The organism is Paenibacillus sp. RC73 (assembly GCF_044908085.1).
In the GTDB taxonomy this organism is placed as follows: Bacteria; Bacillota; Bacilli; order Paenibacillales; family Paenibacillaceae; genus Paenibacillus; species Paenibacillus terrae_A.
Genome location: NZ_JBIYCV010000009.1, coordinates 1 through 25,967 on the forward strand (window position 1 = coordinate 1; position 25,967 = coordinate 25,967).

General features: G+C 49.2%; 25 protein-coding genes and 9 tRNA genes. 32 read left to right on the forward strand and 2 right to left on the reverse strand.

The window, feature by feature from the left end; all coding sequences use genetic code 11:
* The first annotated feature begins 174 nt into the window (after positions 1-174).
* The 32 genes from ABH897_RS20210 to ABH897_RS20365 all read left to right on the forward strand — a co-directional run bounded on the left by ABH897_RS20210 (position 175) and on the right by ABH897_RS20365 (position 24,897).
* Positions 175-266: transfer RNA gene (locus ABH897_RS20210), tRNA-Ser, on the forward strand.
* Between the two features lie 31 nt (positions 267-297).
* Positions 298-374, forward strand: a tRNA-Met gene (locus tag ABH897_RS20215).
* Between the two features lie 10 nt (positions 375-384).
* Positions 385-460 (forward strand) — tRNA-Val (locus ABH897_RS20220).
* A gap of 4 nt (positions 461-464) precedes the next feature.
* Positions 465-540 (forward strand) — tRNA-Thr (locus ABH897_RS20225).
* A gap of 16 nt (positions 541-556) precedes the next feature.
* A tRNA-Asp gene (locus ABH897_RS20230) sits at positions 557-633 on the forward strand.
* A gap of 77 nt (positions 634-710) precedes the next feature.
* Positions 711-783 (forward strand) — tRNA-Phe (locus tag ABH897_RS20235).
* A 9-nt stretch (positions 784-792) separates the two neighbouring features.
* Positions 793-878 (forward strand) — tRNA-Tyr (locus ABH897_RS20240).
* Positions 879-885: 7 nt separating this feature from the next.
* Positions 886-958 (forward strand) — tRNA-Lys (locus ABH897_RS20245).
* Between the two features lie 164 nt (positions 959-1,122).
* Positions 1,123-2,271, forward strand: a complete 1,149-nt coding sequence (locus ABH897_RS20250; protein WP_404592615.1) for a PucR family transcriptional regulator — start codon at positions 1,123-1,125, stop codon at positions 2,269-2,271.
* 103 nt (positions 2,272-2,374) lie between these two features.
* Positions 2,375-3,499, forward strand: coding sequence for an ABC transporter ATP-binding protein (locus ABH897_RS20255; protein WP_283654128.1), 1,125 nt, complete (start codon positions 2,375-2,377; stop codon positions 3,497-3,499).
* 294 nt (positions 3,500-3,793) lie between these two features.
* Positions 3,794-4,732, forward strand: coding sequence for an HPr(Ser) kinase/phosphatase (gene hprK / locus ABH897_RS20260; protein ID WP_044645057.1), 939 nt, complete (start codon positions 3,794-3,796; stop codon positions 4,730-4,732).
* A gap of 43 nt (positions 4,733-4,775) precedes the next feature.
* On the forward strand, positions 4,776-5,834 hold the full coding sequence (gene lgt / locus ABH897_RS20265; protein WP_283654129.1) for a prolipoprotein diacylglyceryl transferase: 1,059 nt from the start codon (positions 4,776-4,778) through the stop codon (positions 5,832-5,834).
* The gene (gene ppaX / locus ABH897_RS20270; RefSeq protein ID WP_404592616.1) at positions 5,831-6,484 is read left to right on the forward strand and encodes a pyrophosphatase PpaX; all 654 of its coding nucleotides are present in this window, start codon (positions 5,831-5,833) and stop codon (positions 6,482-6,484) included. Before lgt ends, ppaX begins: the two co-directional genes overlap by 4 nt.
* A complete protein-coding gene (locus tag ABH897_RS20275) occupies positions 6,481-6,975 on the forward strand; it encodes an acyltransferase (protein ID WP_404592617.1) in 495 nt (164 codons plus the stop codon). The genes ppaX and ABH897_RS20275 overlap by 4 nt, the downstream gene beginning before the upstream one ends.
* Before the next feature lie 409 nt (positions 6,976-7,384).
* The gene (locus ABH897_RS20280; RefSeq protein ID WP_404592618.1) at positions 7,385-8,590 is read left to right on the forward strand and encodes an ATP phosphoribosyltransferase regulatory subunit; all 1,206 of its coding nucleotides are present in this window, start codon (positions 7,385-7,387) and stop codon (positions 8,588-8,590) included.
* Entirely contained in the window at positions 8,587-9,231 is a 645-nt protein-coding gene (gene hisG / locus ABH897_RS20285; RefSeq protein WP_283654133.1) for an ATP phosphoribosyltransferase, read from the forward strand. The genes ABH897_RS20280 and hisG overlap by 4 nt, the downstream gene beginning before the upstream one ends.
* Positions 9,232-9,290: 59 nt before the next feature.
* Positions 9,291-10,598, forward strand: a complete 1,308-nt coding sequence (gene hisD, locus ABH897_RS20290) for a histidinol dehydrogenase (RefSeq protein WP_283654134.1) — start codon at positions 9,291-9,293, stop codon at positions 10,596-10,598.
* Complete coding sequence (hisB, locus tag ABH897_RS20295) at positions 10,588-11,196, forward strand: imidazoleglycerol-phosphate dehydratase HisB (protein ID WP_283654135.1); 609 nt, start codon at positions 10,588-10,590, stop codon at positions 11,194-11,196. Before hisD ends, hisB begins: the two co-directional genes overlap by 11 nt.
* A gap of 3 nt (positions 11,197-11,199) precedes the next feature.
* Complete coding sequence (hisH, locus tag ABH897_RS20300) at positions 11,200-11,829, forward strand: imidazole glycerol phosphate synthase subunit HisH (RefSeq protein ID WP_404520814.1); 630 nt, start codon at positions 11,200-11,202, stop codon at positions 11,827-11,829.
* A 43-nt stretch (positions 11,830-11,872) separates the two neighbouring features.
* Positions 11,873-12,604: a 1-(5-phosphoribosyl)-5-[(5-phosphoribosylamino)methylideneamino]imidazole-4-carboxamide isomerase gene (hisA, locus tag ABH897_RS20305; RefSeq protein WP_283654137.1), complete on the forward strand. Its 732-nt coding sequence runs from the start codon at positions 11,873-11,875 to the stop codon at positions 12,602-12,604.
* Between the two features lie 11 nt (positions 12,605-12,615).
* Positions 12,616-13,374: an imidazole glycerol phosphate synthase subunit HisF gene (hisF, locus tag ABH897_RS20310; RefSeq protein WP_404520815.1), complete on the forward strand. Its 759-nt coding sequence runs from the start codon at positions 12,616-12,618 to the stop codon at positions 13,372-13,374.
* Positions 13,371-14,111 carry a bifunctional phosphoribosyl-AMP cyclohydrolase/phosphoribosyl-ATP diphosphatase HisIE gene (hisIE, locus tag ABH897_RS20315; protein WP_404520816.1) on the forward strand — a complete coding sequence of 247 codons (741 nt, stop codon included), beginning with the start codon at positions 13,371-13,373 and terminating at the stop codon, positions 14,109-14,111. Before hisF ends, hisIE begins: the two co-directional genes overlap by 4 nt.
* A gap of 36 nt (positions 14,112-14,147) precedes the next feature.
* Positions 14,148-14,972 carry a histidinol-phosphatase HisJ gene (gene hisJ / locus ABH897_RS20320; protein WP_404520817.1) on the forward strand — a complete coding sequence of 275 codons (825 nt, stop codon included), beginning with the start codon at positions 14,148-14,150 and terminating at the stop codon, positions 14,970-14,972.
* A 231-nt stretch (positions 14,973-15,203) separates the two neighbouring features.
* Positions 15,204-16,982, forward strand: a complete 1,779-nt coding sequence (locus tag ABH897_RS20325) for a tetratricopeptide repeat protein (RefSeq protein WP_283654140.1) — start codon at positions 15,204-15,206, stop codon at positions 16,980-16,982.
* A gap of 40 nt (positions 16,983-17,022) precedes the next feature.
* A complete protein-coding gene (trxB, locus tag ABH897_RS20330; protein ID WP_044645043.1) occupies positions 17,023-17,976 on the forward strand; it encodes a thioredoxin-disulfide reductase in 954 nt (317 codons plus the stop codon).
* Positions 17,977-18,264: 288 nt separating this feature from the next.
* Positions 18,265-19,215 carry an ROK family glucokinase gene (locus tag ABH897_RS20335; RefSeq protein ID WP_283654141.1) on the forward strand — a complete coding sequence of 317 codons (951 nt, stop codon included), beginning with the start codon at positions 18,265-18,267 and terminating at the stop codon, positions 19,213-19,215.
* Between the two features lie 51 nt (positions 19,216-19,266).
* Positions 19,267-20,166, forward strand: coding sequence for an RNase adapter RapZ (gene rapZ / locus ABH897_RS20340; RefSeq protein ID WP_013308254.1), 900 nt, complete (start codon positions 19,267-19,269; stop codon positions 20,164-20,166).
* A gap of 12 nt (positions 20,167-20,178) precedes the next feature.
* Entirely contained in the window at positions 20,179-21,165 is a 987-nt protein-coding gene (locus tag ABH897_RS20345) for a gluconeogenesis factor YvcK family protein (protein WP_134911640.1), read from the forward strand.
* A 5-nt stretch (positions 21,166-21,170) separates the two neighbouring features.
* Positions 21,171-22,115 (forward strand): DNA-binding protein WhiA, encoded by a 945-nt coding sequence (gene whiA, locus ABH897_RS20350; RefSeq protein ID WP_014279171.1) that lies wholly within the window; start codon positions 21,171-21,173, stop codon positions 22,113-22,115.
* Positions 22,116-22,250: 135 nt separating this feature from the next.
* Positions 22,251-22,520, forward strand: coding sequence for an HPr family phosphocarrier protein (locus ABH897_RS20355; RefSeq protein WP_007428150.1), 270 nt, complete (start codon positions 22,251-22,253; stop codon positions 22,518-22,520).
* 270 nt (positions 22,521-22,790) lie between these two features.
* Complete coding sequence (locus tag ABH897_RS20360; RefSeq protein ID WP_283656165.1) at positions 22,791-23,549, forward strand: SIMPL domain-containing protein; 759 nt, start codon at positions 22,791-22,793, stop codon at positions 23,547-23,549.
* Positions 23,550-23,784: 235 nt separating this feature from the next.
* Positions 23,785-24,897 carry a stalk domain-containing protein gene (locus ABH897_RS20365; RefSeq protein ID WP_404592619.1) on the forward strand — a complete coding sequence of 371 codons (1,113 nt, stop codon included), beginning with the start codon at positions 23,785-23,787 and terminating at the stop codon, positions 24,895-24,897.
* A gap of 127 nt (positions 24,898-25,024) precedes the next feature.
* Here the strand turns inward: ABH897_RS20365 and clpP are convergent, their stop codons facing one another.
* Together clpP and ABH897_RS20375 are read right to left on the reverse strand one after the other, a co-directional pair.
* A complete protein-coding gene (gene clpP / locus ABH897_RS20370) occupies positions 25,025-25,621 on the reverse strand; it encodes an ATP-dependent Clp endopeptidase proteolytic subunit ClpP (protein ID WP_025686039.1) in 597 nt (198 codons plus the stop codon).
* Positions 25,622-25,830: 209 nt separating this feature from the next.
* A tRNA-Arg gene (locus tag ABH897_RS20375) sits at positions 25,831-25,905 on the reverse strand.
* Between the last annotated feature and the right edge of the window lie 62 nt (positions 25,906-25,967).

Genomic DNA, 25,967 nt, shown 5'->3' on the forward strand with positions numbered 1-25,967 from the left:
GCATGGAGCTGACCAATACTAATCGGTCGAGGGCTTATCCTAAAGTATAGGACGCAATGGAGTTTCGGATCCAGTTTTCAGGGTGTAACCTTGAAATTACGCTTGGTATTCTAATTCACTATGGTGATATATAGAATAACGCGCGGAATTTTTGCTAAGTGAGTCCATTTACATGGAGAGATACCCAAGTGGCTATAAGGGGACCCTCTGCTAAGGGGTTAGACTGCGAAAGTGGTGCGAGGGTTCGAATCCCTCTCTCTCCGCCATTTAGGACAAGCTAGCAAAATATTATGTTATGGCGGTGTAGCTCAGCTGGCTAGAGCGTACGGTTCATACCCGTGAGGTCGGGGGTTCGATCCCCTCCGCCGCTACCATACATACCCAGGAGGCTTAGCTCAGCTGGGAGAGCATCTGCCTTACAAGCAGAGGGTCGGGGGTTCGATCCCCTCAGCCTCCACCATTGTGCCGGTGTAGCTCAACTGGTAGAGCAACTGACTTGTAATCAGTAGGTTGGGGGTTCAAGTCCTCTCGCCGGCACCATTTTTGAAAAATCCAGGGAACTGTGGTGTAGAGGCCTAACATGCCTGCCTGTCACGCAGGAGATCGCGGGTTCGAATCCCGTCAGTTCCGCCATTTTTCAATATGATAGTTTTACGTACTAAAGTGGGAAGGGGGATCCCTCCACACTTTATTTTTTTGTTAATGGATATGGCTCGGTAGCTCAGTCGGTAGAGCAGAGGACTGAAAATCCTCGTGTCGGCGGTTCGATTCCGTCCCGAGCCACCTTTATATGGAGGATTAGCGAAGTGGCCAAACGCATCAGACTGTAAATCTGCTCCCTTACGGGTTCGGTGGTTCGAGTCCATCATCCTCCACCAGTTTTATGAGCCATTAGCTCAGTTGGTAGAGCACCTGACTTTTAATCAGGGTGTCGAAGGTTCGAGTCCTTCATGGCTCATCGAAAGTCATCAACTTATAGTTGATGACTTTTTTTGTATGCATTTTTGCATGGATTTAGGTTATGTTTCTTACTAACTTTTTTATTTTAAGGTATCGACAGGTTATAATAAGTTCATTATGTTCGCTTAGAGGTTATTCTAAAAAAAGTGAAGTGGTGATCGCGTGGCTTTGGATACGGAATGGATACAGCAACAGCTTCAGAATATTATTCAAGCACCTTTTACTATACTGCCTTGGTGTCCGGAAATGATTGCAGAAGGTCAGTCAGCAGAATCGGCTGTACCGGATAAGTCATTTGTACGTGATAGCAAAATATATTTTCCGTTCCGTGTGGTAGCAGGAGAATTGGCTGCCTTTGCGGTAGAGGCAAAGCATTTGACGGATCGGGAACGGAAGCTGATTGAGGCGTTACTCTGGAACATGGAGCAATTCAGGCAGGATGAGACGGGGACGCAACAGCCCGATAATCCGGTTTATGCTGAGGAAGAGCGAATGAAGCGTTTTGGACAATGGCTCATACAGCAGGCTGGCAACCTACAGAATGAAGAAGAGGTTCCTGATGATTTGGGGCTTCGGGATTCGTTGTTAGCGTATATGGTTCCCATTGTACTGACTGGTGAAGGAACACAGGAGGGCGCTATTGCTTACACTCAGCTATATCGATTGTTAGCCAGTTATTTTGGAGGGAATGTGCTGCTTACTCCATTGGAAGAACAGTCTTGGCTGATTATGGCTAAAAAGGAACTACTGTTGGGAGCAGAAGACGACCGGGATAAAGATGTAGAAACCAGGGATGCGGATTTTACGGAATCGCTGGAGGAGGTTCTTACGGCTTTCAGCCTGGGTTTATACGAGCTCATTGCAAATGAGTGGGTAGGTGTATTTCATTTGGCGGTATCCAAGCCGTCTATACTATTGCAAAGTCTTCCCAAAGAGCTGAATTTGTTATGGGAGACGCTCCATCTTGGCAAAATTTTTCATGTAACAGAGCATATCCACTTTTCATGGGAGTTGCATTTGGAGAGGTTATTAAACCGTATTTCGAAGGAGCAACGCGAGCAATTTTTGGAGCAGGTTGTGCGGTCGTCCGTCATATTGGAGGATGCTGAAACGATGGCTACATTGGATATCTTTTTTCAACTGGATTGTAATGTGAGTGAGACGGCTAAGCGCCTTTATGTGCACCGGAATACGTTGATTTACCGTTTGGACAAGATTAAACAGGAGACGGGACTGGACGTGCGGACGTTTAATGATGCGGTTTTGGTCAAGCTTTTTCTACTATTGTACAAAGTGACAAAAAGGAAATAGCATTTTTGTGCAGTTTGCGAATAGCCACGAAGTGGGTACTAGGGTAAGATACAAGTAAGAAATGTATTCGATTTCAAAACTTGATCTTGGGGAGGCAAAAGCTATGGCTGGTGTACGCTTAGAGCATATTTTCAAGCAATATCCGGGTGCAGATAAAGCTACGGTTGTTGATGTCAATTTGGACATTCGAGATAAAGAATTCCTCGTATTGGTTGGTCCCTCCGGTTGTGGGAAGTCTACTACACTTCGTATGATTGCTGGTCTGGAGGAAATTTCAGATGGTAAATTGTACATTGGGGATCGCGTTGTGAATGACGTGGCTCCAAAAGACCGCGATATCGCGATGGTATTCCAATCCTACGCCCTGTATCCGCACATGAGCGTGTACCAGAACATGGCGTTCGGTCTGAAACTGCGCAAAGTGAAGAAAGAAGAAATCGACAAAAAAGTACGCGAAGCTGCCAAAATCCTCGATATCGAGCACTTGCTGGAACGTAAACCTAAGGCGCTGTCCGGTGGTCAACGCCAACGTGTCGCTCTGGGCCGTGCGATCGTCCGCGATCCTCAAGTCTTCCTGATGGATGAGCCGCTCTCCAACTTGGATGCTAAACTTCGTGGTCAAATGCGTGCTGAAATCACTAAACTGGTTAAACGCCTTGAAACCACTTGTATCTATGTAACACATGACCAGATTGAAGCCATGACGATGGGTGATCGGATTGTCGTTATGAAGGATGGTATCATTCAACAAGCTGCATCCCCGGATGAACTGTACAACCGTCCAGTGAATCTGTTCGTAGCTGGTTTTATCGGTTCTCCTACGATGAACTTTATCACAGGTAAGCTGGCTGAGAAGGACGGCGCGCTGTATTTCACTGCACCGGGTCTGGATTTGTTCGTACCCGAGGGTAAGGGACAGATTTTAAAAGCGAAGGGCTATATCGGCAAAGAAGTGATCCTGGGTATCCGTCCTGAGGATATTCATGAAGAGCCTGTATTCCTGGAGGCTTCTCCGAATACAATCTTTACATCCACTGTGGATGTAACGGAAAATCTCGGTCATGAAATGCTGTTGTACCTGAGTGGCGCCGGAAATGAAACGATTATTGCCCGTGTAGACGGACGTTCCAATACTCGTGATGGTGTTAAAGCGAAGTTGGCTGTTGATATGAACAAGGTTCATATTTTTGATAAGGAATCGGAATTGAGCATTCTGGTTGGCGAATAAGATCAACCGATGAAAGAGAGTCGCAGTTTCCCAGCCGGGGAAAGGCGGCTCTTTTTGTATATCCCATACAGCTTCCAGCTTCGGCATTGCATTCATTGGAAAATTCCGATACGATGGGTACATTGGTATGGGTCTAGGTTCAGCATGAACACAGGTAGCCCGAAATCATGTTGAAAAGGTGAGCTTGGGCTGGCACAGGATGGGCTGGCAGTGAGCTATATGGTTGATAGGGTGACGCTACATAAATAAGATTACGTATAGAATCCGGTCATGCAGGATGAAGGGGAGAATACGATGGCTAAAAAGGTAAAGGTATCTGAGCTTGTACAGCAATTTCAAATGGAGGTTATTTCTGGCGAGAAAGGTCTGCGCAGGCTGATCACGGTGGATGAATTGAATCGTCCGGGGTTGGAGATGGCTGGGTATTTTGAATACCACACACAGGAGCGGGTGCAGCTTTTGGGAAGGTCTGAGCTGGCTTTTCTCGGTATGCTTCCTCCTGAGGAAAGAAAGGATCGGATGCAGCGTCTATGTACGGAGCTGACTCCGTGTATTATCATCACACGCGGTCTGGAAGTACCGGCAGAACTGGTGGAGGCAAGCGCTGAGCGGGATGTCCCAGTATTGCGAACTAATATGGCCACGACGATTTTATCAAGCCGCATTACGGGTTTTCTTGAAAGAAAGCTGGCTCCTACGGCCACCATCCATGGTGTATTGTGTGATGTGTACGGTGTAGGTATGCTCATTACGGGCAGTAGCGGCATTGGTAAAAGTGAAACAGCACTGGAACTGGTTAAACGCGGTCATCGTCTGGTAGCAGATGATGCAGTGGAAATTCGGCAAACGTCCGATTTTCAGTTGCATGGTACGGCGCCGGAACTGATTCGTCACCTGCTGGAAATTCGCGGCGTGGGCATCATTAATGTGATGACGCTGTTTGGTGCAGGTGCAGTTCGTAACAACAAGCGGATTACGCTGGTCGTCCGTCTGGAGGCATGGCAGCAGGACAAGCAGTATGACCGTCTTGGTTTGGATGAAGAAACGACACGTATTATTGACACGGATGTTCCGCTCGTTACGATTCCAGTTCGTCCGGGCCGAAATTTGGCCGTTATTATTGAAGTGGCAGCAATGAACTATCGTTTGAAGCAAATGGGCGTGAACGCAGCTCTGCAATTTACGAACAAGCTGACTGCTACAATTTCTGAAGATATGGAAGATATGGATTAAGGTTCAGTCGTTTGCAAGGAAGAACAAGGAGTGAGAGAAACATATGTCAACGGCAACATTACTGCTGAATCCGATTGCTTTTTCAATCGGGGCAATTAAGGTCCATTGGTACGGGCTTATTTTGGGGCTGGCGGCGCTTGTGGGTTTATATCTCGCCATTCGTGAAGGCAAAAGATTTGGCATTCCGCAGGAATTTTTTATGGATATGCTGCTGCTGGGTGTTCCTTCGGCTATTATTGGAGCGCGTATTTACTATGTAGCCTTCAAATGGGAAGACTATCGAGATAATCTATGGGATGTTTTTAAAATCTGGAATGGTGGTATTGCGATATACGGCGCATTGATCGGTGCGATTATATGCGCAGTCATCTATTTCCGCTATAAGGGTTATAATTTCTGGCGGATTGCCGATATTTGTGCGCCAGGTCTGCTGATTGGTCAAGCGATTGGCCGCTGGGGTAACTTTGTCAATCAGGAAGCCTACGGTGGACCGACGGAAGTAAGCTTTTTGCGGAATCAACTGCATCTGCCGGATTTCATTGTAAATCAAATGAACGTTAACGGAGTGTTTCACCATCCTACATTTCTGTATGAATCCCTGTGGAGTATTGTAGGTGTGATTCTGCTGCTCGTTATTCGACGTATGAAATTTGTACGTGCAGGCGAGATGTTTGCGTTTTACTTCATTTGGTACTCGATTGGCCGTTTTTTCATCGAGCGTGTACGGACGGATAGTTTGGCTTTTCAGGGACCAGACTGGCTGGCTTCTTTTGTGAATGCTTTGTGGTCTCCTATGGTATGGCTGGGGTTTGAACCAGGGCATCTGGACCCGAGTTACGGTAATGTACGGATCTCGCAACTGCTCCCTATTTTCATTGTTGTAGCCGCTGTAATTTTCATCGTGGTTCGTCGTCGTAAGGGGGCATCTGTTCCAAAATATAGCGATCCGATTGTCTCCAGCAAGGTAGGAGTTGATCAGGTACCTGACGTGACGCCGGAACAGGCTTTCCGCCCGGGTCAAGATACGATTCCTCCGACAACGGCTGCGCCGGATAAGCTACACAAGGAAGACACGGACGAGGACAAGAAGGAGCATCTATGATAAATACGATTTTATTCGACTTGGACGGAACGATTATGGATACGAATGAGCTGATTATCAGCACATTTCTGCACATTTTGAATCACCCGGACGCTGACCCGCTGACGCGGGAGCATATTATCCCTCATATGGGCGGAACGCTGGATGACCAGCTTCGTACCTTTTCGGGATTAAAGGATGTGTCTGAGCTGGTTAAAGGCTATCGTGCTTATAACTTGCTCCATCACGACCAAATGGTGAAGCCTTTTCCGTATGTCATCGAGGTTATTCAGGAGTTGCGTGCGCGAGGAATTAAGCTGGGGGTTGTGACGACTAAAATACGATCCTCTACGATTCGTGTGCTTGATCTGTTCGATCTGACCTCCTCTATGGACTATATTGTGACGGTAGACGACGTAGAGCATCCGAAACCACACGGAGAACCTGTGCTTAAGGCGCTGGCTGGGTTGAACGCCAAAGCAGAGCATACGTTGATGGTTGGAGACAGTTCCTTTGATATTCTATCAGCTCAAGCCGCAGGCGTGAAATCGGCGGGTGTAGCCTGGTCGCTCAAGGGTGAGGAAACTCTACGGGGCTATGGACCGGATTACATTTTGCATGATATGCGGGATTTACTGAAGCTGGAGTTTCAAGGTGTCGATGTGTCGTGAGGAAGGTTGACCGCCATCCCGTGGAAGGTCCCAATGCGCTGTGGCAGATTTACCGGACGGTAAGCCGCTGGAAAGGGATTAAAAACTTTGTTTTTATACAGATCGCTCGGTATTGTCCCGTGCTATCCTGGAAAAATGTCATTTACCGCAGAGTGCTTGGGATGAAGGTAGGGCAGCATGCGGCCTTCGGCCTGATGGTAATGGTGGATGTTTTTTTTCCGGAGCATATTACGATAGGGGACAATTCGGTGATTGGATATAACACAACCATTCTGGCGCATGAATATCTCATACAGGAGTATCGTATTGGTAAAGTAATGATCGGAAATAGTGTGTTAATCGGCGCCAATACGACCATTCTGCCCGGTGTTACTATAGGTGATGGAGCTATAGTAGCCGCCGGGGCGGTTGTGCATAAAGACGTGCCGGCCGGAGCATTCGTGGGCGGTAATCCGTTGCGTGAGTTAAGACGGTCGGGTGCGGATGTATAGTAAATAGCATAACAATAAGGGTCCCTTAAGGATTAGGGGGCTTTTTTGTGTTGTTTTTTGTATAAATTATAAATGTGTCTGTTGGCTGAGAGGCTGGCAGTCTTTTTTTAGATTATTGAATTTATAAATTTTCAGCGAAACTGAACAAATCTATAATCGCAAGAAAAACTTTCGCTAAGCGCGGTCTTGCTTCCGTGAAAGTACATCGTTAGATGTTTTTCTTATAGGGTTCATGAATTCTGCAATGGATAAAATAAAGAGAGGGAGACAGTTCTGCAACGTTGCTCTAAAAATGGGCTGCTCCATTCGGTTGACGTTCGCAGTCAGAGCATGATAATATATCGAATATACTTTAGTTTATTAGCACTTTACCATGATAAAGATATTGTGAAATCATGAGGTGATAGAGATGACCAAGCCAAAAGGATTTGAAATCCCCGTAGGGGTTCGGGATTACCTTCCGCGTGCGGTGTCGAAGCTGCGGGCGATTGAATTGAATGTACTCGAATGTATGGAACGTTGGGGCTACCGTCAGATTATGACGCCTACGATGGAATACTACGATACGGTGGGTGTGGCTAGTTCTACTTCGGATCGGAAGTTGTTCAAGCTGCTCAATAACCGGGGAACTACGCTGGTGCTGCGATCTGATATGACCGCGCCGATTGCGCGTGTGGTATCGTCGCTGTTGAAGGAAGAGGAAGTACCACTCCGGCTTTCCTATCACGCAAATGTATTTCGGGCGATTGAGGAAGAGGCGGGAAGAGAAGCGGAGTTTTTCCAGACGGGCGTGGAGCTGGTGGGCGATGACTCGCCCGAGGCTGATGCGGAGGTCGTGGCACTGGCGATTGCATCGCTGCAGGCGGCAGGGGTGTCCTCTTTTAAAATTGCTATGGGGCATGTGGGATTCCTGAACGGTCTGTTCGAGGAAATCATTCCGGGTCGCCCGGTTGAACAGCAAGCGTTAAAGGAGCTGTTATTGAACCGTGATGTGGTGGGCTACCGGACAGCGATTGAGGCTTTGGGTTTGCCTACCGAACATCGGGATAAGCTGGAGGCTATTCTCCGGCTTCGCGGGGGCAAAGAAATTTGTGAGCAGGCTACCCGTCTTAGCGTCGAGCAGCAGACGATTCAATCCATTGCGCATCTGTGCGAGGTTTGGGAAGTGCTGGAGAGTTACGGCGTGTCTGAGCATGTGCTAATTGACCTTACTATGATCGGAGACTTTTCATATTATACAGGAATGACTTTTGAGGGGTATGCGGCGGAAATCGGATTCCCCGTATGTAATGGAGGGCGCTATGACAATCTGCTACAGCAGTTTGGTCGTTCCGTTCCTGCCACAGGATTCGCGTTGAAGACGAACCGAATCGTTGATGGTGTGGACGGTATCCAGATCGAGGCGAAACACCCGGTGCTCATTCGTTATGACGAGCAGGGACGCAGAGAGGCATTATCCGCTGCGGCACAGCTTCGAGGAGCAGGACGGACAGTGGTGACAGGGCTGAGTGGTGGGCCTGAGGATCGCCGCCGCGAGCAACAGGACTTGTACGCAGAGGTTTACAGCTACACAGTCGAAGAAAGACAACCGGTACAAGGGAGGGAATTACCATGACGGAGACGCTGAAGGTAGCCATGCCGAAGGGACGGATTTATAAGCAGGCTTCTGAGCTGTTTCGTCGAGCAGGGGTTCCTATTCCTGTGGATGTGGATGAAACGCGCAAGCTGGTCATTCCGCTGCCTGAACTGGGAATGGAGTTTATTATGGCGAAGCCGGTCGACGTTCCCACGTATGTGGAGTACGGAGCTGCGGATATTGGCATTGTAGGCAAGGATGTTTTGCTGGAAGAGAACAAGGATGTGTATGAGCTGCTTGATCTGGGGATTGCCCGTTGCCGAATGTCGGTCATTGCTTTGCCAGATTGGCAGCCGGGTATTCGTCAGCGGGTGGCTACGAAGTATCCGAATGTGGCTTCCCAGTATTTTCGGGAGCAAGGCCAGCAGGTGGAGGTTATCAAGCTGAACGGTTCTATCGAGCTGGCACCGTTAATCGGCTTGGCAGACCGGATTGTCGATATGGTGGAAACAGGGCAGACCTTGAGAGAGAACGGATTGGTCGAGCAGATCAGTATTTTGGATATTACGAGTCGGCTGATTGCCAACCGGGTCAGCTATCGGATGAAAAACGGCCCGATTCAGGCGTTGTGTGACCGATTGCATCAGGTGATTCCAGCTGCGGTGGCACCGCGGGACTGAGGAGTAGGCTAGGGTTAGGAGAAATATTCTGCAAGCTGCAAGTAAGGGGGAATGGACAAATGAAGATCGTTTTAGCCCGTGATTTCAATCTCCAGCGCGAGGTCGATTATGGCACACCTGAGCAAAATGAAGCCGTTCGTGCGATTATCCGTTCGGTACGGCAGGAGGGAGATGCTGCTGTCCTGCGGTATACGGAATCGTTCGACGGTGTATCGCTGACGGCGGAGCAGCTCCGTGTGACGGAGGAAGAATTGAAGGCGGCATATGACAAGGTGGAGCCTTCTTTTTTGCAGGCGATTCGGGAGGCGGCGGACAATATCCGTGCTTTTCATACGAAGCAAAAACGTAATTCGTGGATGGATTTGCAGCCGGACGGTAGCCTGCTGGGCCAGATCATCCGACCGTTGAAGCGTGTAGGCGTGTATGTTCCGGGTGGTAAAGCAGCTTATCCGTCCTCGGTACTGATGAATGTGATCCCGGCTCAGGTGGCTGGTGTACCGGAGATCGTCATGGTGACACCCCCAGCAACAGGCGGCAAGGCGGGAATTGATCCATATACACTGGTTGCTGCGGCAGAGGCGGGTGTGACAGAAATGTACCGAGTTGGCGGAGCGCAGGCGATTGCGTCTCTCGCTTACGGGACTCATAGCATCGAACCCGTCGATAAAATTTGCGGCCCAGGCAACATTTATGTAGCGCTGGCGAAGCGCGAGGTATACGGGGCGGTGGATATCGACAGTATTGCAGGACCGAGTGAAATTGTCGTGCTGGCTGATGATACGGCGAATGCCTCTTATGTAGCCGCTGATCTGCTCTCGCAGGCAGAGCATGACGAAATGGCCTCGGCCATTCTGGTTACGCCCTCGCAGCGCTTGGCAGAAGAAGTATCAGCCGAGGTACAGCGCCAATTGGCAGAGCTGCCGCGCAGAGATATTGCTGCTGCATCCGTTGATGCCTATGGAGCGATTATTGTCGTTGATACGTTGCATGAGGGGATCCAGATTGTGAACAAACTTGCCCCGGAGCATTTGGAAATCATGACAGAGAATCCGATGGAGCATGTGGGTCTGATCGAAAATGCGGGAGCGATTTTTCTGGGAGCGTACAGCTCGGAGCCGGTAGGCGATTATTTTGCCGGGCCTAACCATATTATTCCGACTAATGGAACCGCGCGGTTCTCTTCTCCGGTCGATATTGATGATTTTATCAAGAAGTCGAGTATGATCTATTACAGCAAGGAAGCGCTGCTGCGCAATGGAGAGACGATTATGCAGCTTGCCCGGCATGAAGGGCTGGAAGGTCACGCAAGGGCGATACAGGTTCGATTGGACAATGAGAAAAAGGCGGTGGATGGCGATGGGGAATGAAAATAACGGAGCAGGACGTACAGGCAGCGTCAGCCGGAAGACGAACGAGACGGATATTCAGCTATCTTTTGCAGTAGATGGCACAGGGCAGGCCGAAATCGAGACAGATGTCCCCTTTCTGAATCATATGCTGGATTTGTTCACCAAGCATGGACAATTTGACCTGAACGTACAGGCCAGAGGGGATGTTGACATCGACGATCACCATACCGTGGAGGACATTGGTATCTGTCTGGGGCAAACCTTATTAGAATCGTTAGGTGATAAAAAGGGAATCAAGCGCTATGCCAGCGTCTTTGTACCGATGGATGAGGCGCTCGCGCAGGTCGTCATTGATCTTAGTAACCGACCGCATTTTGAGTATCGTGCGGAGTATCCGTCACAGCAGGTAGGGAGCTTTTCGACGGAGCTGGTGCATGAATTTCTGTGGAAATTCGCGCTGGAGGCTCGTATGACGCTGCACGTCATTGTTCACTACGGGCAAAATACCCACCATATGATCGAGGCGGTGTTCAAGGCACTGGGACGTGCACTGGATGAAGCGACATCCATTGACCCGCGGGTGACGGGAGTGCCTTCGACGAAGGGAGTGCTGTAGTCCATGTCCATTGCTATTGTGGATTACGGCAGAGGCAATCTGCATAGTGTGAACAAGGCGGTTGAGCGTCTTGGCTATGAGGCTGTAGTGACAGGAGATGCGAAAGTGATACGTTCCGCCAGCGGTGTGATTTTGCCGGGTGTAGGGGCGTTCGGAGACGCTATGGAGCATTTGCGTTCCAGTGGCCTGGATCGGGTCATTCAGGAGGTCGCGAGCGCTGGACAGCCGCTGCTCGGCGTTTGCCTGGGGATGCAGTTGTTGTTCACTCGTGGCGAAGAATATGGCAGCCATGAGGGGCTGAATATTTTGCCGGGAGAGGTCGTGCGCTTTGCTCCTGATCTGGGCGTAAAGGTACCACATATGGGCTGGAACCGTCTGCACATGACGCAGCCGGAACATCCGTTGGTGCAAGGCTTGGAGGAAGGGCATGTATATTTTGTGCATTCTTATCATGCCAAGCCGGAGGTAGAAAGCGATTTGTTGGCGGTGACCGATTACGGCGGGCCGGTAACAGCTATCGTAGGCAGAGGCCATGTATACGGTATGCAGTTCCATCCAGAGAAGAGTGGGGAAATGGGTATGCGACTGCTTCGTCAGTTTTTGGAACTGGCGGAGGCGGAGAAGCGAGCGTAATTACACATAGGTATTTTTGAATAGCTCACAAGGGGGTCATACTTTGTTCACGATATATCCGGCGATTGATATTCGCGATGGCAAATGTGTACGGCTGGTGCAGGGTGATTATAACCAGGAGACGATATACAATGAAAATCCGGTGGAGGTGGCCCGGGAATGGGAGCGCTTGGGCGGTTCCTACATTCATCTGGTCGATCTGGACGGTGCTAAAGCGGGTCAACCTGTGAACGATGAGCTGATCGGACGCATCGCGTCTGCGGTGCAGGTACCTGTACAGGTGGGCGGGGGCTTGCGTACGCGCGAGCATGTGGAGCGGTTGTTGTCACTAGGCGTGAGCCGCGTGATTTTGGGCACGGCGGCGATTGAGGACCGTGCTTTTACGGAAGCGGTGTTGGGTACCTATGGTGACCGGATCGCGATTGGTCTGGATGCGCGAAATGGCTATGTAGCGACACGAGGGTGGCTCGAAACCTCGGAGGTGCGAGCGGATGAACTGGCGGCTGAGCTGGCCTCCAAGGGTGCAGAAACGTTCATTTTTACGGACATTTCCCGCGATGGAATGATGCAGGGTCCGAATGTAGAGGCGATCGTGGCGCTTGCGAAAAGCAGTGGACGCACCGTGATTGCTTCTGGCGGTGTCAGCAAGATGGACGATCTGATTACGCTAAGTGCTTATGCGCAAAAAGGTGTAGGCGGCGCTATTGTGGGTAAGGCATTGTATACAGGCAGCATTAATTTACAGGTCGCCGTACAAGCTGTAGCAAAGGCATAGGGGGAGTAGGCATGCTGGCTAAACGGATTATTCCCTGCTTGGACGTAAAGGATGGCAGGGTGGTTAAGGGCGTCAATTTTGTGAACTTACGCGATGCAGGCGATCCGGTAGAACTGGCGGCGCTTTATGACCGGGAAGGCGCAGACGAAATCGTATTTCTGGATATTTCCGCTTCGGTTGAAGGTCGCGCCACTATGGAAGAGGTGGTTCGTCAGACAGCGGGGGAAATTGCCATTCCCTTCACCGTGGGCGGCGGGATATCGCATGTCGATGATATGAAGCGCATCCTGCGTGCAGGGGCCGATAAAATCGGCATTAATACGGCGGCTGTTCGCAACCCTCAGCTGATTGCGGAGGGTGCGCGCAGCTTTGGCTCACAATGCATCGTAGTCGCGATTGATGCCAAGTATAATGAGGCTTGGGGCGAATGGGAAGTGTATACACACGGAGGCCGCACGCCATCTGGCATTCGGGCCTTGGCTTGGGCCAAGGAGGCTGAACGGCTGGGGGCAGGCGAAGTTCTGTTGACCAGCATGAATGCGGACGGAACCAAGGATGGTTTTGACCTGCCGCTGACCTCTGCGGTGTCGGATACCGTGGGTATTCCGGTCATTGCTTCCGGTGGAGCGGGCAAGCAGGAGCATTTTTATGACGTGTTTACGGCGGGTAAAGCGGACGCTGGCTTAGCGGCAACCATTTTTCACTATAAAGAAATAGGAATTCCCGAGCTAAAACGGGATTTGAAGCGCAGAGGAGTGGAGATACGATGAGCAACGAATTGAACCAGCAGCTATCTCTGGAACAGGTATTGGATAATATCCGCTGGAATGAAGCGGGACTTGTCTCGGCGATTGTGCAGGATGATGCCACGCTTCAAGTATTGACGCTGGCCTATATGAATCGAGAATCGCTGAAGCTTTCTCTGGAATCGGGAGAGACATGGTTTTGGTCCCGTTCCAGACAGGAACTGTGGCACAAGGGGGCAACCTCGGGGAATACGCAAAAAATCACCTCCATTCAGCTGGATTGTGACGGTGACGCGCTGCTTGTTCGTGTAATTCCCAATGGCCCTGCCTGCCATACCGGAGCGACGAGCTGCTTTTTCCGTGATATTTCCGCGCCAGGAACGGCTGTAGCTCCTGCTTCGGAAAATGCCGGGGGCCAAGCGTCGGTGGCGACTCAAACGGGCACGACTCATGCTGCAACAGACCGCTTTGAGGTGCTTGCCCAGCTGGAAGCAATCATTAAGGAGCGGGAAGTGACACGTCCTGAAGGGGCCTATACGACCTACCTTTTTGACAAAGGCGTGGATAAGATTCTGAAAAAGGTTGGCGAAGAAGCATCCGAGACGATCATTGCCGCCAAGAATAAGGATAATGAGGAGCTTCGTCTGGAGGTCAGCGATCTGATTTATCACTTGCTGGTACTGTTACAGGAGCGCAAACTACCGCTGGATGATGTGCTGACTGAGCTGAACCGCCGTCATGAGCGTCCCCGTCGTGATTAAAATGGGTGATGTAGCGCTGAAAGAGGGGAGAGCCGCATGAAAATTGACTATCATACGCATCATGCCCGCTGTGGTCATGCGATAGGAAATCTGGAAGAGTATGTGCAGCAGGGTATTCGGTTGGGGCTGGATCAGCTCGGCTTGTCCGATCACATGCCGCTATTGCATGTTAACCCGGCCGACTATTATCCGGAGATGGCGATGCCTATGGAAGAGCTGCCACGTTATGTGGAAGAATGTCTTGAATTAAAACAACGCTATAAGGGACAGATTGACATTCGTGTCGGCTTGGAAGGCGACTACATCGAGGGCTGGGAACAGGAAATCGAAGACATCATCACCGCATATCCGTGGGATTATGTGATTGGCTCCGTACATTTTCTCGGGGAGTGGGATGTAACAGATTTCCGTCAGGTGCACCATTGGGAAGGCAAAAATGTGCTGGAGGTGTACCGGACTTATTACGATGCGGTTTCCAAAGCGGCAGCGACCGGGTTGTATGACATCATGGGTCATCTGGATGTCATTAAGCGTTTCGGCCACTATCCGAAGTCGGAGGAAGCGGAGGAGCTGCGTGAGCTGGAGCGCTCTACACTCTCGGCCGTTGCCCGCAGCGGGCGGGCTATGGAGCTGAATGCATCGGGGCTATCCAAGCCCTGTGCAGAGATGTTCCCGAGCCGCCGCATGCTGGAGGAGGCATTGGCGCTAGGCATCCCGCTGACGGTAGGGTCGGATGCTCATGATCCAGCGAAGCTGTCCGAGCATTTGGAGAAGGCGCGCGCGCTTCTGCATGAGGTCGGATATCGGGAGCTTGCCGTATTCCGGCAGCGTGAGCGCTCGTCCGTGCCGTTGGCGCTTTGAGGTCTATGTTCTGCCTAATATATAGCCCGATAATCAGCCGAACGTTGCCTTTTTACACATGAAGGCGCGTGCGGCTATTTGGCTTATCCACTCATTTTCCAGCGGATGGGTCAGGACAGGGTTCCGTTTTTTGGGATGAGGTATACCCTACTGTCAAGTCGTTTTAAAGTTGTGGTATACTGAAGGGTATGAACATGCCAGTTACAGTTAAAGGAGGTGCCTTTGTTATTTATGAAAGGGAAACATCTGCGAGCTTCGGGACCTAGCCCTAAGATTATTGTTTTGCGTTTCGACGCATCTTTCTTTTTTGAGAAAGCTGTGCGCTCGCTTGATCGCAATCATTATGACAAGGCATTGAAATATTTTCGCAAAGCCGTTGAATATGAACCGGATAATCCGGTGAATCATTGCAATATGGCGGGTATATTATCAGAGATGGGGGATTATGCAGGTTCGAATGAGATCCTGTCCTCTGTTCTGAGCGACGTAGACCCGTCGATGACAGAGTGTTACTTCTATATGGCGAATAATTACGCCAATATGGAGCAGTTTGAAGAAGCGGAGAAAGCCTTGGTCACGTATTTGGAGGAGGACGAGGAAGGACAGTTTCTCGATGAAGCCGAGGAAATGATGGAGCTGCTCTATTATGAGCTGGACCGTCCAACCAAGCTGAACCGCATTAAGGCCCGGCAGGGAGTGGTCGAGCATGATCAGGCCCGTGTCCTGCTGGAGGAAGGGAAGTTTGCTCAGGCGGCCCAATTGCTTAAGCAAATTTCAGAGGAACAGCCGGACATGTTCGCTGCGCGGAACAATCTGGCGCTGGCGTATTACTACATGGGACTGTTTCAAAATGCGAAGACAACCATTCTTCGGGTACTGGAGGATGAACCAGGTAATTTGCATGCGCTGTGCAACTTGGCGATCTTTTATCAGCATGAGGGCGGCGGCCCGGAATTGGATCGTCTGATTCAAACGTTGACGGTCACCATACCATTTCAAGAGGAGCAGGTATTCAAGCTGGCTACTACGATGGGGATTCTCGGACGTCATGAGGAGGCCTACAGACATTTTCGCAGGTTGCTCCAAGGTGACGGAGAGAATAATGATGACGCCTCCCTGTACCATTATACGGCGGTGGCTGCCAGCAATACGGGAAGATATGCGGAAGCCCGGCGGTTGTGGGGTCATTTGCAAAAGCAGGATGCTTCCTCGGAAGTTCCACGGTTTTTCCTGTCCCGGCTGGAGGAGCTCCAGCAGGAGGGCACACCGCTGCAAGTACTCAGCTACCATTACCATCTCCCCTTTGAGGAGCAATTCCGCATGTGGGAGAAGTTCGGAGCTGACCAGGTGCCTGACAGTATGAAGCGAGATCCGCTAATTCGGTCTTCCTTCTTCTGGGCGTTGCGCCACGGCGATCGAGCGACCCAGCTTCAAGTCATTCAGGCGCTAAGCCTGATCGGTGACGATGAGGTGCGACAGGCATTGGAGTCCTTCGTAGAAGACCCGGATCAGGAAGGCGAGTTGAAACGGCGCGCCTTGCAAGTACTGCAAGAGCTGACGGAGCCGTCAGTTAAGGACATACAGGAGACAAATCAGGAAACGGAGCGACTTCTGCGACCAGAGTCAGAGAAGGTTCACCACGTATCCGAAGATGAGGTGTCTGCCCATTCAACTGTCCATCCGGAATGGCAGGCAGTGTTGGATAAGGTACTTGCCGTTATGAGCAAGTCTGATCCGGTCATGCAGCGCGATTTGAGGTCACTTTGGCTAGAATATCTGGATCGGCTTGCCCCGGAAGTCCCGATTGTTCAGCATACTGAGGGATGGGCAGCGGCGCTGGAATACTTGACAGCCAAAATGAATCATCATTCGGTGACCTATCAGGAAGTAGCTGACCGTTATGGTATTTCCGTATCGACCGTAAGCCGCTATGCACGCCAGATTGACAGCGTGTGCGGTATCAAGCAGAAGATGAAACAGCCGCTCTCCACGTTTAAAAAGCAGGTCTGAGATCTGATACAAACACCACTTAGAAGGAGGCAACAAACGTATGTATAAATCCATAATTATTGGTACAGGTCCTGCAGGCTATACAGCAGCTATTTATTTGGCGCGCGCAAACATGAATCCACTGATCATTGAGGGAATGCAGCCCGGCGGGCAGCTTACCACAACGACTGAAATTGAAAATTTTCCGGGTTTTGAGCAAGGTATCCTTGGACCTGAGTTGATGGATAACATGCGCAAGCAAGCCGAACGCTTTGGCGCTGAATTTACTTCTGGCTGGGTAGAGGAAGTGGATTTCAGCAAGCGCCCTTTTAAAGTGAAGGTAGAGGGAAGAGGCATCATTGAGGCGGAGTCGGTGATTATTGCTACAGGAGCGTCCGCCAGATATCTTGGTATTCCGGGTGAGCAGGACAACGTGGGACGCGGAGTCAGCACTTGTGCGACCTGCGACGGCTTCTTTTTCCGTGGGAAAAAAATCATCGTAGTGGGTGGCGGAGATTCAGCCATGGAGGAAGCGAGCTTCCTGACCCGGTTTGCTTCCAGCGTAACCTTGGTTCACCGTCGCGATGAGCTGCGGGCGTCTAAAATTATGCAGGATCGCGCACGGGAAAATGAAAAAGTACATTGGGCGTTAAACCGGACTCCTGTGGAGGTCGTAACGGGAGAGACGGGATTAAAGGGCTTGAAGGTACACAATAATGAGACGAATCAGGATGAGCTGCTTGAGGCAGATGGTGTGTTCGTGGCCATCGGACATACGCCTAATACAGGCTTCCTGAACGGCCAAATCAGTACAGACGATCATGGTTATATTCAAGTGAAGCCAGGAACGACAGAAACGAACATTCCCGGGGTATTTGCCTGCGGGGATGTGCAGGATAACCGTTACCGTCAAGCCATTACGGCTGCGGGAACGGGCTGTATGGCGGCTATGGACTGCGAGAAATATCTCGAAGGTAGCGCTGTTCATGACTGGAGCGAAACACTGGATCAATAAAGAAAGCTACAGAATACAATATGGCTAAGGTGAGGGCGATGGATAGGCCCTGTTAAGACGTGCCTTGGATTCAGGAAGAGAAAGCCTGCTGCATCTGCACAGGCTTTCTCCTTTTTATGGATGACGAGACCTGAAGTTCCGCTAATCCTGCGCTTTCCAACAGGGAAGTGTCCTTGACCGTAACGGGGGCTTCAATTATAGTTGGAACGTAGGTAACTATTATAAGTCAAGATTTTAATCATATATTTCATACACAGTTTTTAAGTAAACATAAAGGTGGCTTGGAACATGTCTGAAAGTATCTATGTGGGTGTCGATTTGGGCGGTACAGCAATCAAGGTAGGCATTTGTAATGAAGACGGACAGCTTTTGCACACATACGAAGGACCAACGGAAACAGCTAAGGGCGTAGACGTTGTGATCAGCAATATCGAAAAATATGTGCGGCACATTGTTGAGCAATCTCCCTATGAATGGGATCAACTGAAGGGTGTCGGAGCGGGCGTTGCCGGTTTTACGAATGTTCGCGAAGGCATTATAGTCCTCGCTCCCAATATTGGCTTTCGTGACGTACCGATTCGTGCGCTGTTGGAGGAACGGATCGGCAAGCCTGTAAAAATAGACAACGATGCTAACGTCGCTGCACTTGGCGAAGCTTGGGCCGGGGCGGGCAAAGGTATAGAAAACTGCGTATGCTATACCCTGGGTACGGGTGTTGGTGGTGGTATTATTATTAATGGTAAAATATATCAAGGTTTTTCAGGCATGGCTGGAGAAATTGGTCATATGAGCGTTGTACCGGATCTGGAGGCCATTCAGTGTGGATGCGGCAAAATGGGTTGCCTGGAAACCGTATCTTCCGCAACGGGCATTATCCGTATGGCAAATGACGCTGTGGAACGTGGAGATCGGACTTCTCTGGCGCTGGAAGATCAAATCGCCGCCAAGGAAGTATTTGATGCAGCCAAGGCCGGGGATGAGGTCGCACTCCGTATCGTGAAGCGAGCTGCCTTTTATTTGGGGAAATCTATGGCAGCGGTTGCCACCGTGCTAAACCCGGAGCTGTTTATTGTAGGCGGGGGTGTTTCCAAAGCGGGTGATTTCTTGTTCGAAGAGATGCGTCTGGTATTTGCCAAACTGGCACCTGAGCCGCTCCAGCAAGGGGTATCTATTGTTCCGGCATCGCTTGGCAATGACGCAGGTATTGTAGGAGCAGCCGGTTTGCTGCTGCGCTCCTGATCCATAGGTTACTGACATAGAGCGAAGAAGCAAAAGGAGAGGGAAGTCCATATGACAGACAACTTAAAAAACGCTGCGCCGTGGGCAACACTCATTATTATTACGGGAATGTCAGGCGCAGGGAAGACCATTGCAGTGCAAAGCCTGGAAGACTTGGGCTTCTTCTGCGTTGATAATTTACCGCCTGTGCTGATTCCCAAATTTGCTGAATTAATTGAACAGTCCAACGGTAAGATAGGCAAAGTGGCGCTGGTGATTGACTTGCGCGGGCGAGAATTTTTTACAGCCTTGTCGGAATCATTGAACTATATTAAGGATCATTTTACGATTCATTGTGAAATTTTGTTCCTGAATGCCAATGACGGTGTTCTCGTACAGCGATACAAGGAAAGCCGTCGTCGCCACCCGCTTGCTCCGGATGGTATGCCTCTTGACGGTATACGACTGGAGCGCAAAATGTTGGAGGAGCTGAAAAGCTCGGCAACACAGGTCATTGATACAAGTGTAATGAAGCCTGCAACTTTAAAGGCGCGGATTATTTCCCGATTTTCTCATCTGGAGAGCAGCATGCTTTCCGTAAACATTACCTCTTTCGGCTTCAAATATGGTATTCCCATTGATGCCGATCTCATATTCGACGTGCGTTTCCTGCCCAATCCTCACTATGTGGACCAATTGCGACCACACACCGGACAGGATAGCGATGTGTATGATTATGTTATGAAATGGCCGGAGACTCAGGCATTTCTGACCAAGCTACTGGATATGTTACATTTTTTGATTCCGCAATACCGCAAGGAAGGCAAAAGCCAGGTCATTATTGGTATCGGGTGTACCGGCGGTAAGCATCGTTCTGTCGCGATATCTGAATATTTAGGAAAAATGCTGGGTGCCAGTGAAACAGAATCAGTTTCTGTTTCACATCGGGATGCTGATCGCGACCGGCATTAATGAGGTGAAAACATGAAAGAGACCGGATCACAACGGGAGCGCCCTCGTATTGTTGTTATGGGCGGCGGAACCGGCTTGTCCGTCATGCTGCGGGGGTTGAAACAAAAGCCGCTGGATATTACGGCTATTGTTACAGTCGCTGACGATGGCGGAAGCTCCGGGATATTGCGCAGTGAGCTACAAATGCCCCCTCCGGGGGATATTCGTAATGTGCTGACTGCACTGGCTGATGTAGAGCCGGTGATGTCCGATATGCTGAAATATCGTTTCGGCGCAGGATCAGGCTTGGCAGGCCATAGTCTGGGCAACCTGATTTTAGCGGCGATGACCGATATATCAGGAGATTTTGTGACGGCGGTGCGTGAGCTTAGCCGTGTATTTGCTGTACGGGGGCGTGTGCTGCCGGCGGCTGAAGAAGGCGTTGTGCTGAGTGCCGAAATGGAGGATGGCACGGTGGTTACCGGTGAATCCAAAATCCCGGAAGCGGGCGGCAGAATCAAACGTGTTTTTCTTGAACCGACTCACGTGGAGCCGTTGCCTGAGGCTGTAGAGGCCATTAATGAGGCCGATGCGATCCTGATTGGTCCTGGCAGTCTGTACACCAGCATTTTGCCGAATTTGCTTGTACCGAAGCTTGCAGAGGCTGTGGTGAAATCAGACGCTATCAAGATATTCGTCTGCAACGTTATGACTCAGCCAGGCGAAACGGATGGATATACAGTGGGGGACCACTTGCAGGCTATTTATGAGCATGTAGGGCATCATTTGTTTGATTATGTGATCGTCAATAATGGAGAGATTCCGCCTCAGGTACAGGAAATGTATGCCGAGCAGGGTGCCAAGCCAGTTCAAGTAGACATGGGAGAGCTGACTGAGCGGGGGTATAAAGTGGTGGCAGATACGCTTGTTCTGTTCCGCACCTATTTACGGCATGATGCCGACAAACTGAGCCAGCACATTTACCAATTGGTACAAAACTGGATATTAAGAAGGAGGTGAGTCCCTTGTCCTTTGCGGCACAAACAAAAAAAGAGCTTACGATGATTGAAAGCCAGCCCTGCTGTGAAAAAGCGGAACTATCTGCGCTCATACGTATGCTCGGGTCCGTACAGCTGTCCAACAAAAGGGTGATATTGGACGTGTCCACAGAAAATGCCGCGATTGCAAGGCGGATTTACTCCTTGATCAAAAAGCATTTTCAAGTTCATATTGAGCTGCTTGTACGGAAAAAAATGCGCCTGAAAAAAAATAACGTGTACATTGTCCGCATTCCAAGCGGTGTACAAGAGCTCTTGAAGGATCTTTACATCGTATCAGAAGGGTTCTTGTTCACGGACGGGATTAATCGGGATATCATTCGGAAAAACTGTTGTAAGCGGGCTTATTTGCGTGGCGCTTTTATGGCAGGTGGTTCTGTGAACAATCCGGAGGGATCGTCTTACCATCTGGAGATTTCCTCGATGTATGAGGAGCATTGCCAGGCGCTGGTCGATCTGGCGAATGAGTTTCATCTGAATGCCCGCTGCATTGAGCGAAAAAAAGGCTTTATTCTCTACATCAAGGAAGGCGAAAAGATCATTGAGCTACTCAGCATCATTGGCGCGCATCAGGCTTTGTTCAAATTCGAGGATGTCCGCATTATGCGTGATATGCGTAATTCCGTCAACCGGATTGTTAATTGCGAAACGGCTAATCTGAACAAGACGATTGGAGCTGCTGTCCGGCAAATTGAGAATATCAAGCTGCTGGAGAGGGAAGTCGGCCTGGATACGCTGCCAGATAAGCTGCGCGAGGTGGCGGAAATACGTCTCGCTCATCCTGATTTGAATTTAAAAGAAGTCGGGGAAATGCTCAAAGGGGTTGTGAGTAAGTCGGGTGTCAATCATCGACTTCGCAAAATTGACGAGATGGCTGACAAAATCAGGGGAGAAAACGGCCTGATTCCATAAAAGGAGTGTCTGTGGGGCTTCAGCCCCGGTTTTTTTAGTTTTTTTTCTAGTGTCTGTCCCGGGTTAATGTTATAATGTGATAAATAAAATGGAGTAAGTAGTGTCCAGATTTATTTGATGAGGGGGTAAGCTGACATGTCAAAACATCCGGTAGTCGTACGCTTGAAAACAGGACTGCACGCCAGACCTGCTGCGTTGTTCGTACAGGAAGCGAATAAATATTCATCTGAGATTTTTGTGGAAAAAGAAGACAAGAAGGTTAATGCCAAGAGTATTATGGGTATTATGAGCCTTGCCATCAGTACAGGTACTGAAATTTACATTAGTGCTGAAGGTGCGGATGCCGAACAGGCTGTAAACGCTTTAGTAAGTCTGGTTAGTAAAGTAGAGCTGGAAAATCAATAAATAAACATCTGCTTTGTGATATGGTATATGCTCTTAGTGAAAAGCCCCTCTGGGGCTTTTTTTGTACCCGAAAAAACAGAGTGGGCAATCCCCTGTTGGGCTGCTACAATGTGGTCTCTTTGAATATCGGCGGTGTGTTTAGCCCAAGCTACAAGCAATTTAAATTCTGTGATGGTACTCTGTTTCGAAAATGTGGTGCCTAACTGCAACCTTTTCCCTTAGTTTCCGTCTGGAAGGTACATACATCATCAAGAAAAGAGGGCGAATATGATGAAGCATTGGACAAAAGCTGCAAATACAGCAGTTCTGGCAGGAGCATTATTGGCAGGAGTAGTAGCGGGAGGATTATGGACAGGAGCAGATCGCGCCTATGCCGCGTCAGCATCTACGACGGTAAGCAGTGTAATTAATGTGAGTGGCAGCGGGGAAGTATTGGTTAAACCCGATATTGCCTATCTATCCATCGGCGTACAATCTGAAGGAAATACAGCAGCAGCTGCCCAAAAAGCCAACGCCGCTAAAATAAGTAAGGTCACACAACTGCTGAAAGAAAAGTGGAGCATCAGTGCAGACGACATTCAGACGAGCCAGTTCTACGTGCAGCCTAACTATACCTATGACGAAAAACAAGGACAGAAGCTCAAAGGCTATATTGCCAATCATACGCTTTCCGTAAAGTACCGTAATTTGGATAAAATCGGTCAGTTACTGGATGAGGCTACACAGTCTGGAGCGAACAACGTGGATAATGTGCGTTTTTCGGTAGAAAACTCTTCAGCTTATGAAGAAGAAGCGATTGCCAAGGCGTTGGGAAATGCTCAATCCAAAGCCAGTGCTGTAGCGAAGGCAACCAAACGAGGGCTTGGAACTCTCCTGAACGTAACGGTAGATGGGGGAGATGCCCAAATCTTCACACAACGTGAGGCTGCTATGAGTAAAGCACTCTTGGATACAAGCGGCGGAACAGAAATACAATCCGGTCAAGTGACTGTGAAGGTCCAAGTATCGGCACAATACGAATTGAACTAACGTACAGATGATAACGAAGCCACAAGCGTCCTGCTTTATTTGCAGGATGACTTGCTGGCTTTTTTATATGTCGAAATTATTTTGTAATGAGTCTGTAATAGCTGGGTCCCCTAGATGTACAGATTGAAATCGGAGAGTGTACAGATTGTAAACTACGAACATAGGGGGATAGATATAATAAGTAAAGTAATCAATACACGTAGAATACACATCTATAACAGGAGGAATATTTAATATGAACAAGCATACAAAAAAATGGGGCTCCGCACTGCTGGCAGCGGGAATTTTAGTAGGAGTTGCAGTTGTTCCCGTTTCCTATATCGAGGCAGCTTCATACAAACAACAGGCTACAGCACAGCAACCAGGTATTTCTATTAAATGGAATGGTAAAACGTTGGCGACCAAAGGGATTCAGGTGAACGGAAGCACAGTGATTCCCGTAGCAGCATTGCGCGACAGCCTGGGGATTCCGGTGAGTTATGATGCCAAAACAGCGACTTATACCGTAGGTAGTGGGTACAATAAGCTTTACATCATGTCCTCTTCCTCCGATGGTCCCTATGTCAATGTCAATGGAATAAGCACACGCAACATGGACGCCAAACAGATCGCCGGGAAGCTGTACATTCCTATGAGTCTGCTGAAAGACTATCTGGGTATCGATGCTCAGTGGAATGCAGCTCAGAAAACAGTAACAATGAGTAAAAGCCAGCTAAATCCGATCACGATTACGTCCCAATCTCTTCCGGCTTCGAGTGATGCAAAGGTTTCCTACAAGGTTAAGTACTCGCAAATCAGCGGTGGCCAGCTAAACCCTGAAGCTCAGCAGGCCATTAATAGTGTGCTCAAAAAGCAAGCGGAGGGAGTACTGGCAGCAGGCAAAAAGCAAGTAGCAGAGGGTGAACCTACAGTAGAAAGACCGTATACTTTCAGTAATGATTTTGCTATTGCCTATAACCAACAAGGGATTTTGAGCATCATTATGGAGGATTACTCCGATACGGCTGGTGCTCATGGTATGACGGCGCGTAAAGGATATACGTTCTCACTCGCTGATGGAAAATTGCTGCAATTGTCTGACGTGCTGAAGGCCAATCCTAATTACAAACAGTTTCTTAATAGCGACCTGAAGAAAAAAATTAATGGTCCAATGGTGAATGAAGGCGGCTTTGGTGGCTTCAAGAATATTGCGGCTAATCCGAATTTTTATGTAACGAATAGCGGTGTGACGATTGTGTTTGACTTGTATGAGTATGGGCCTTATGCGTATGGTATTCCTGAGTTCACTTATTCGTTTGGTCAATTGTTGCCTCAAGGCAGCAAGCCTTTTACTGGACAGAATGAATAGTACAAATGAATAAGTTAGATTATCTGTACACAAAAGAATAGTAAACGAAAAAAGCTGCCTACCGGATACAATCATCCGGGGCAGCTTTTTTCGTTTACCAGCTATTCAGAGGCCATAATTCGTTCTCTTACACACCTTCTGGAGAGGAGCTAGTAAGCACTTTATCAATAATACCGTATTCCTTGGCATCATCCGCGGACATGAAATAGTCACGGTCTGTGTCTTTTTCAATGCGCTCCAGTGGTTGGCCTGTGCGATCTGCGAGAATGCGGTTCAATTTGTCGCGCATTTTCAGAATGCGGCGGGCGCGGATTTCAATATCCGTTGCTTGACCTTGTGCGCCACCCAGCGGTTGGTGAATCATAATCTCACTGTTCGGCAAAGCAAAACGTTTGCCCTTGGCACCTGCGTTCAGCAAGAACGCACCCATGGAAGCCGCCATACCTACACAAATCGTAGACACGTCAGGTTTAATATATTGCATCGTATCGAAAATGGCCATACCGGCTGTGATCGAACCGCCAGGGCTGTTAACATACAAGTGAATGTCTTTTTCAGGATCTTCGGCAGCCAAAAACAGCATTTGCGCAATAATAGAGTTGGCTACAACGTCATTGACGTCCGAGCCCAACAAAATAATGCGATCCTTCAACAGTCTGGAATAAATGTCATAGGCGCGTTCGCCGCGGTTACTTTGTTCTACTACCATAGGAACATAGCTCACGTCAAAAAACCTCCCTTTAATATCGTTAATGGATTTGGTGGACATGCCGATTACACGTCCCTATTTATAAACTGTTACCGTATTAACCACATGATAAACAATTTCAAACAAAAAGTCAAAGAAAGTCAAACTAATAGTCAAAAAAAAGAGCCCTCTGCGCTCTTATTGGTTAAAACAGTATATAGAAGCATTTAGACATTCATATAAAATGGCGCGCCCGCGAGGAATCGAACCTCGATCTCAGGCTCCGGAGGCCTACGTCATATCCGTTGGACCACGGGCGCACAGCTAATTGGAAACAAAGATGATTATATGATATACGGCATTGAATTGCAAGCTTTTATTA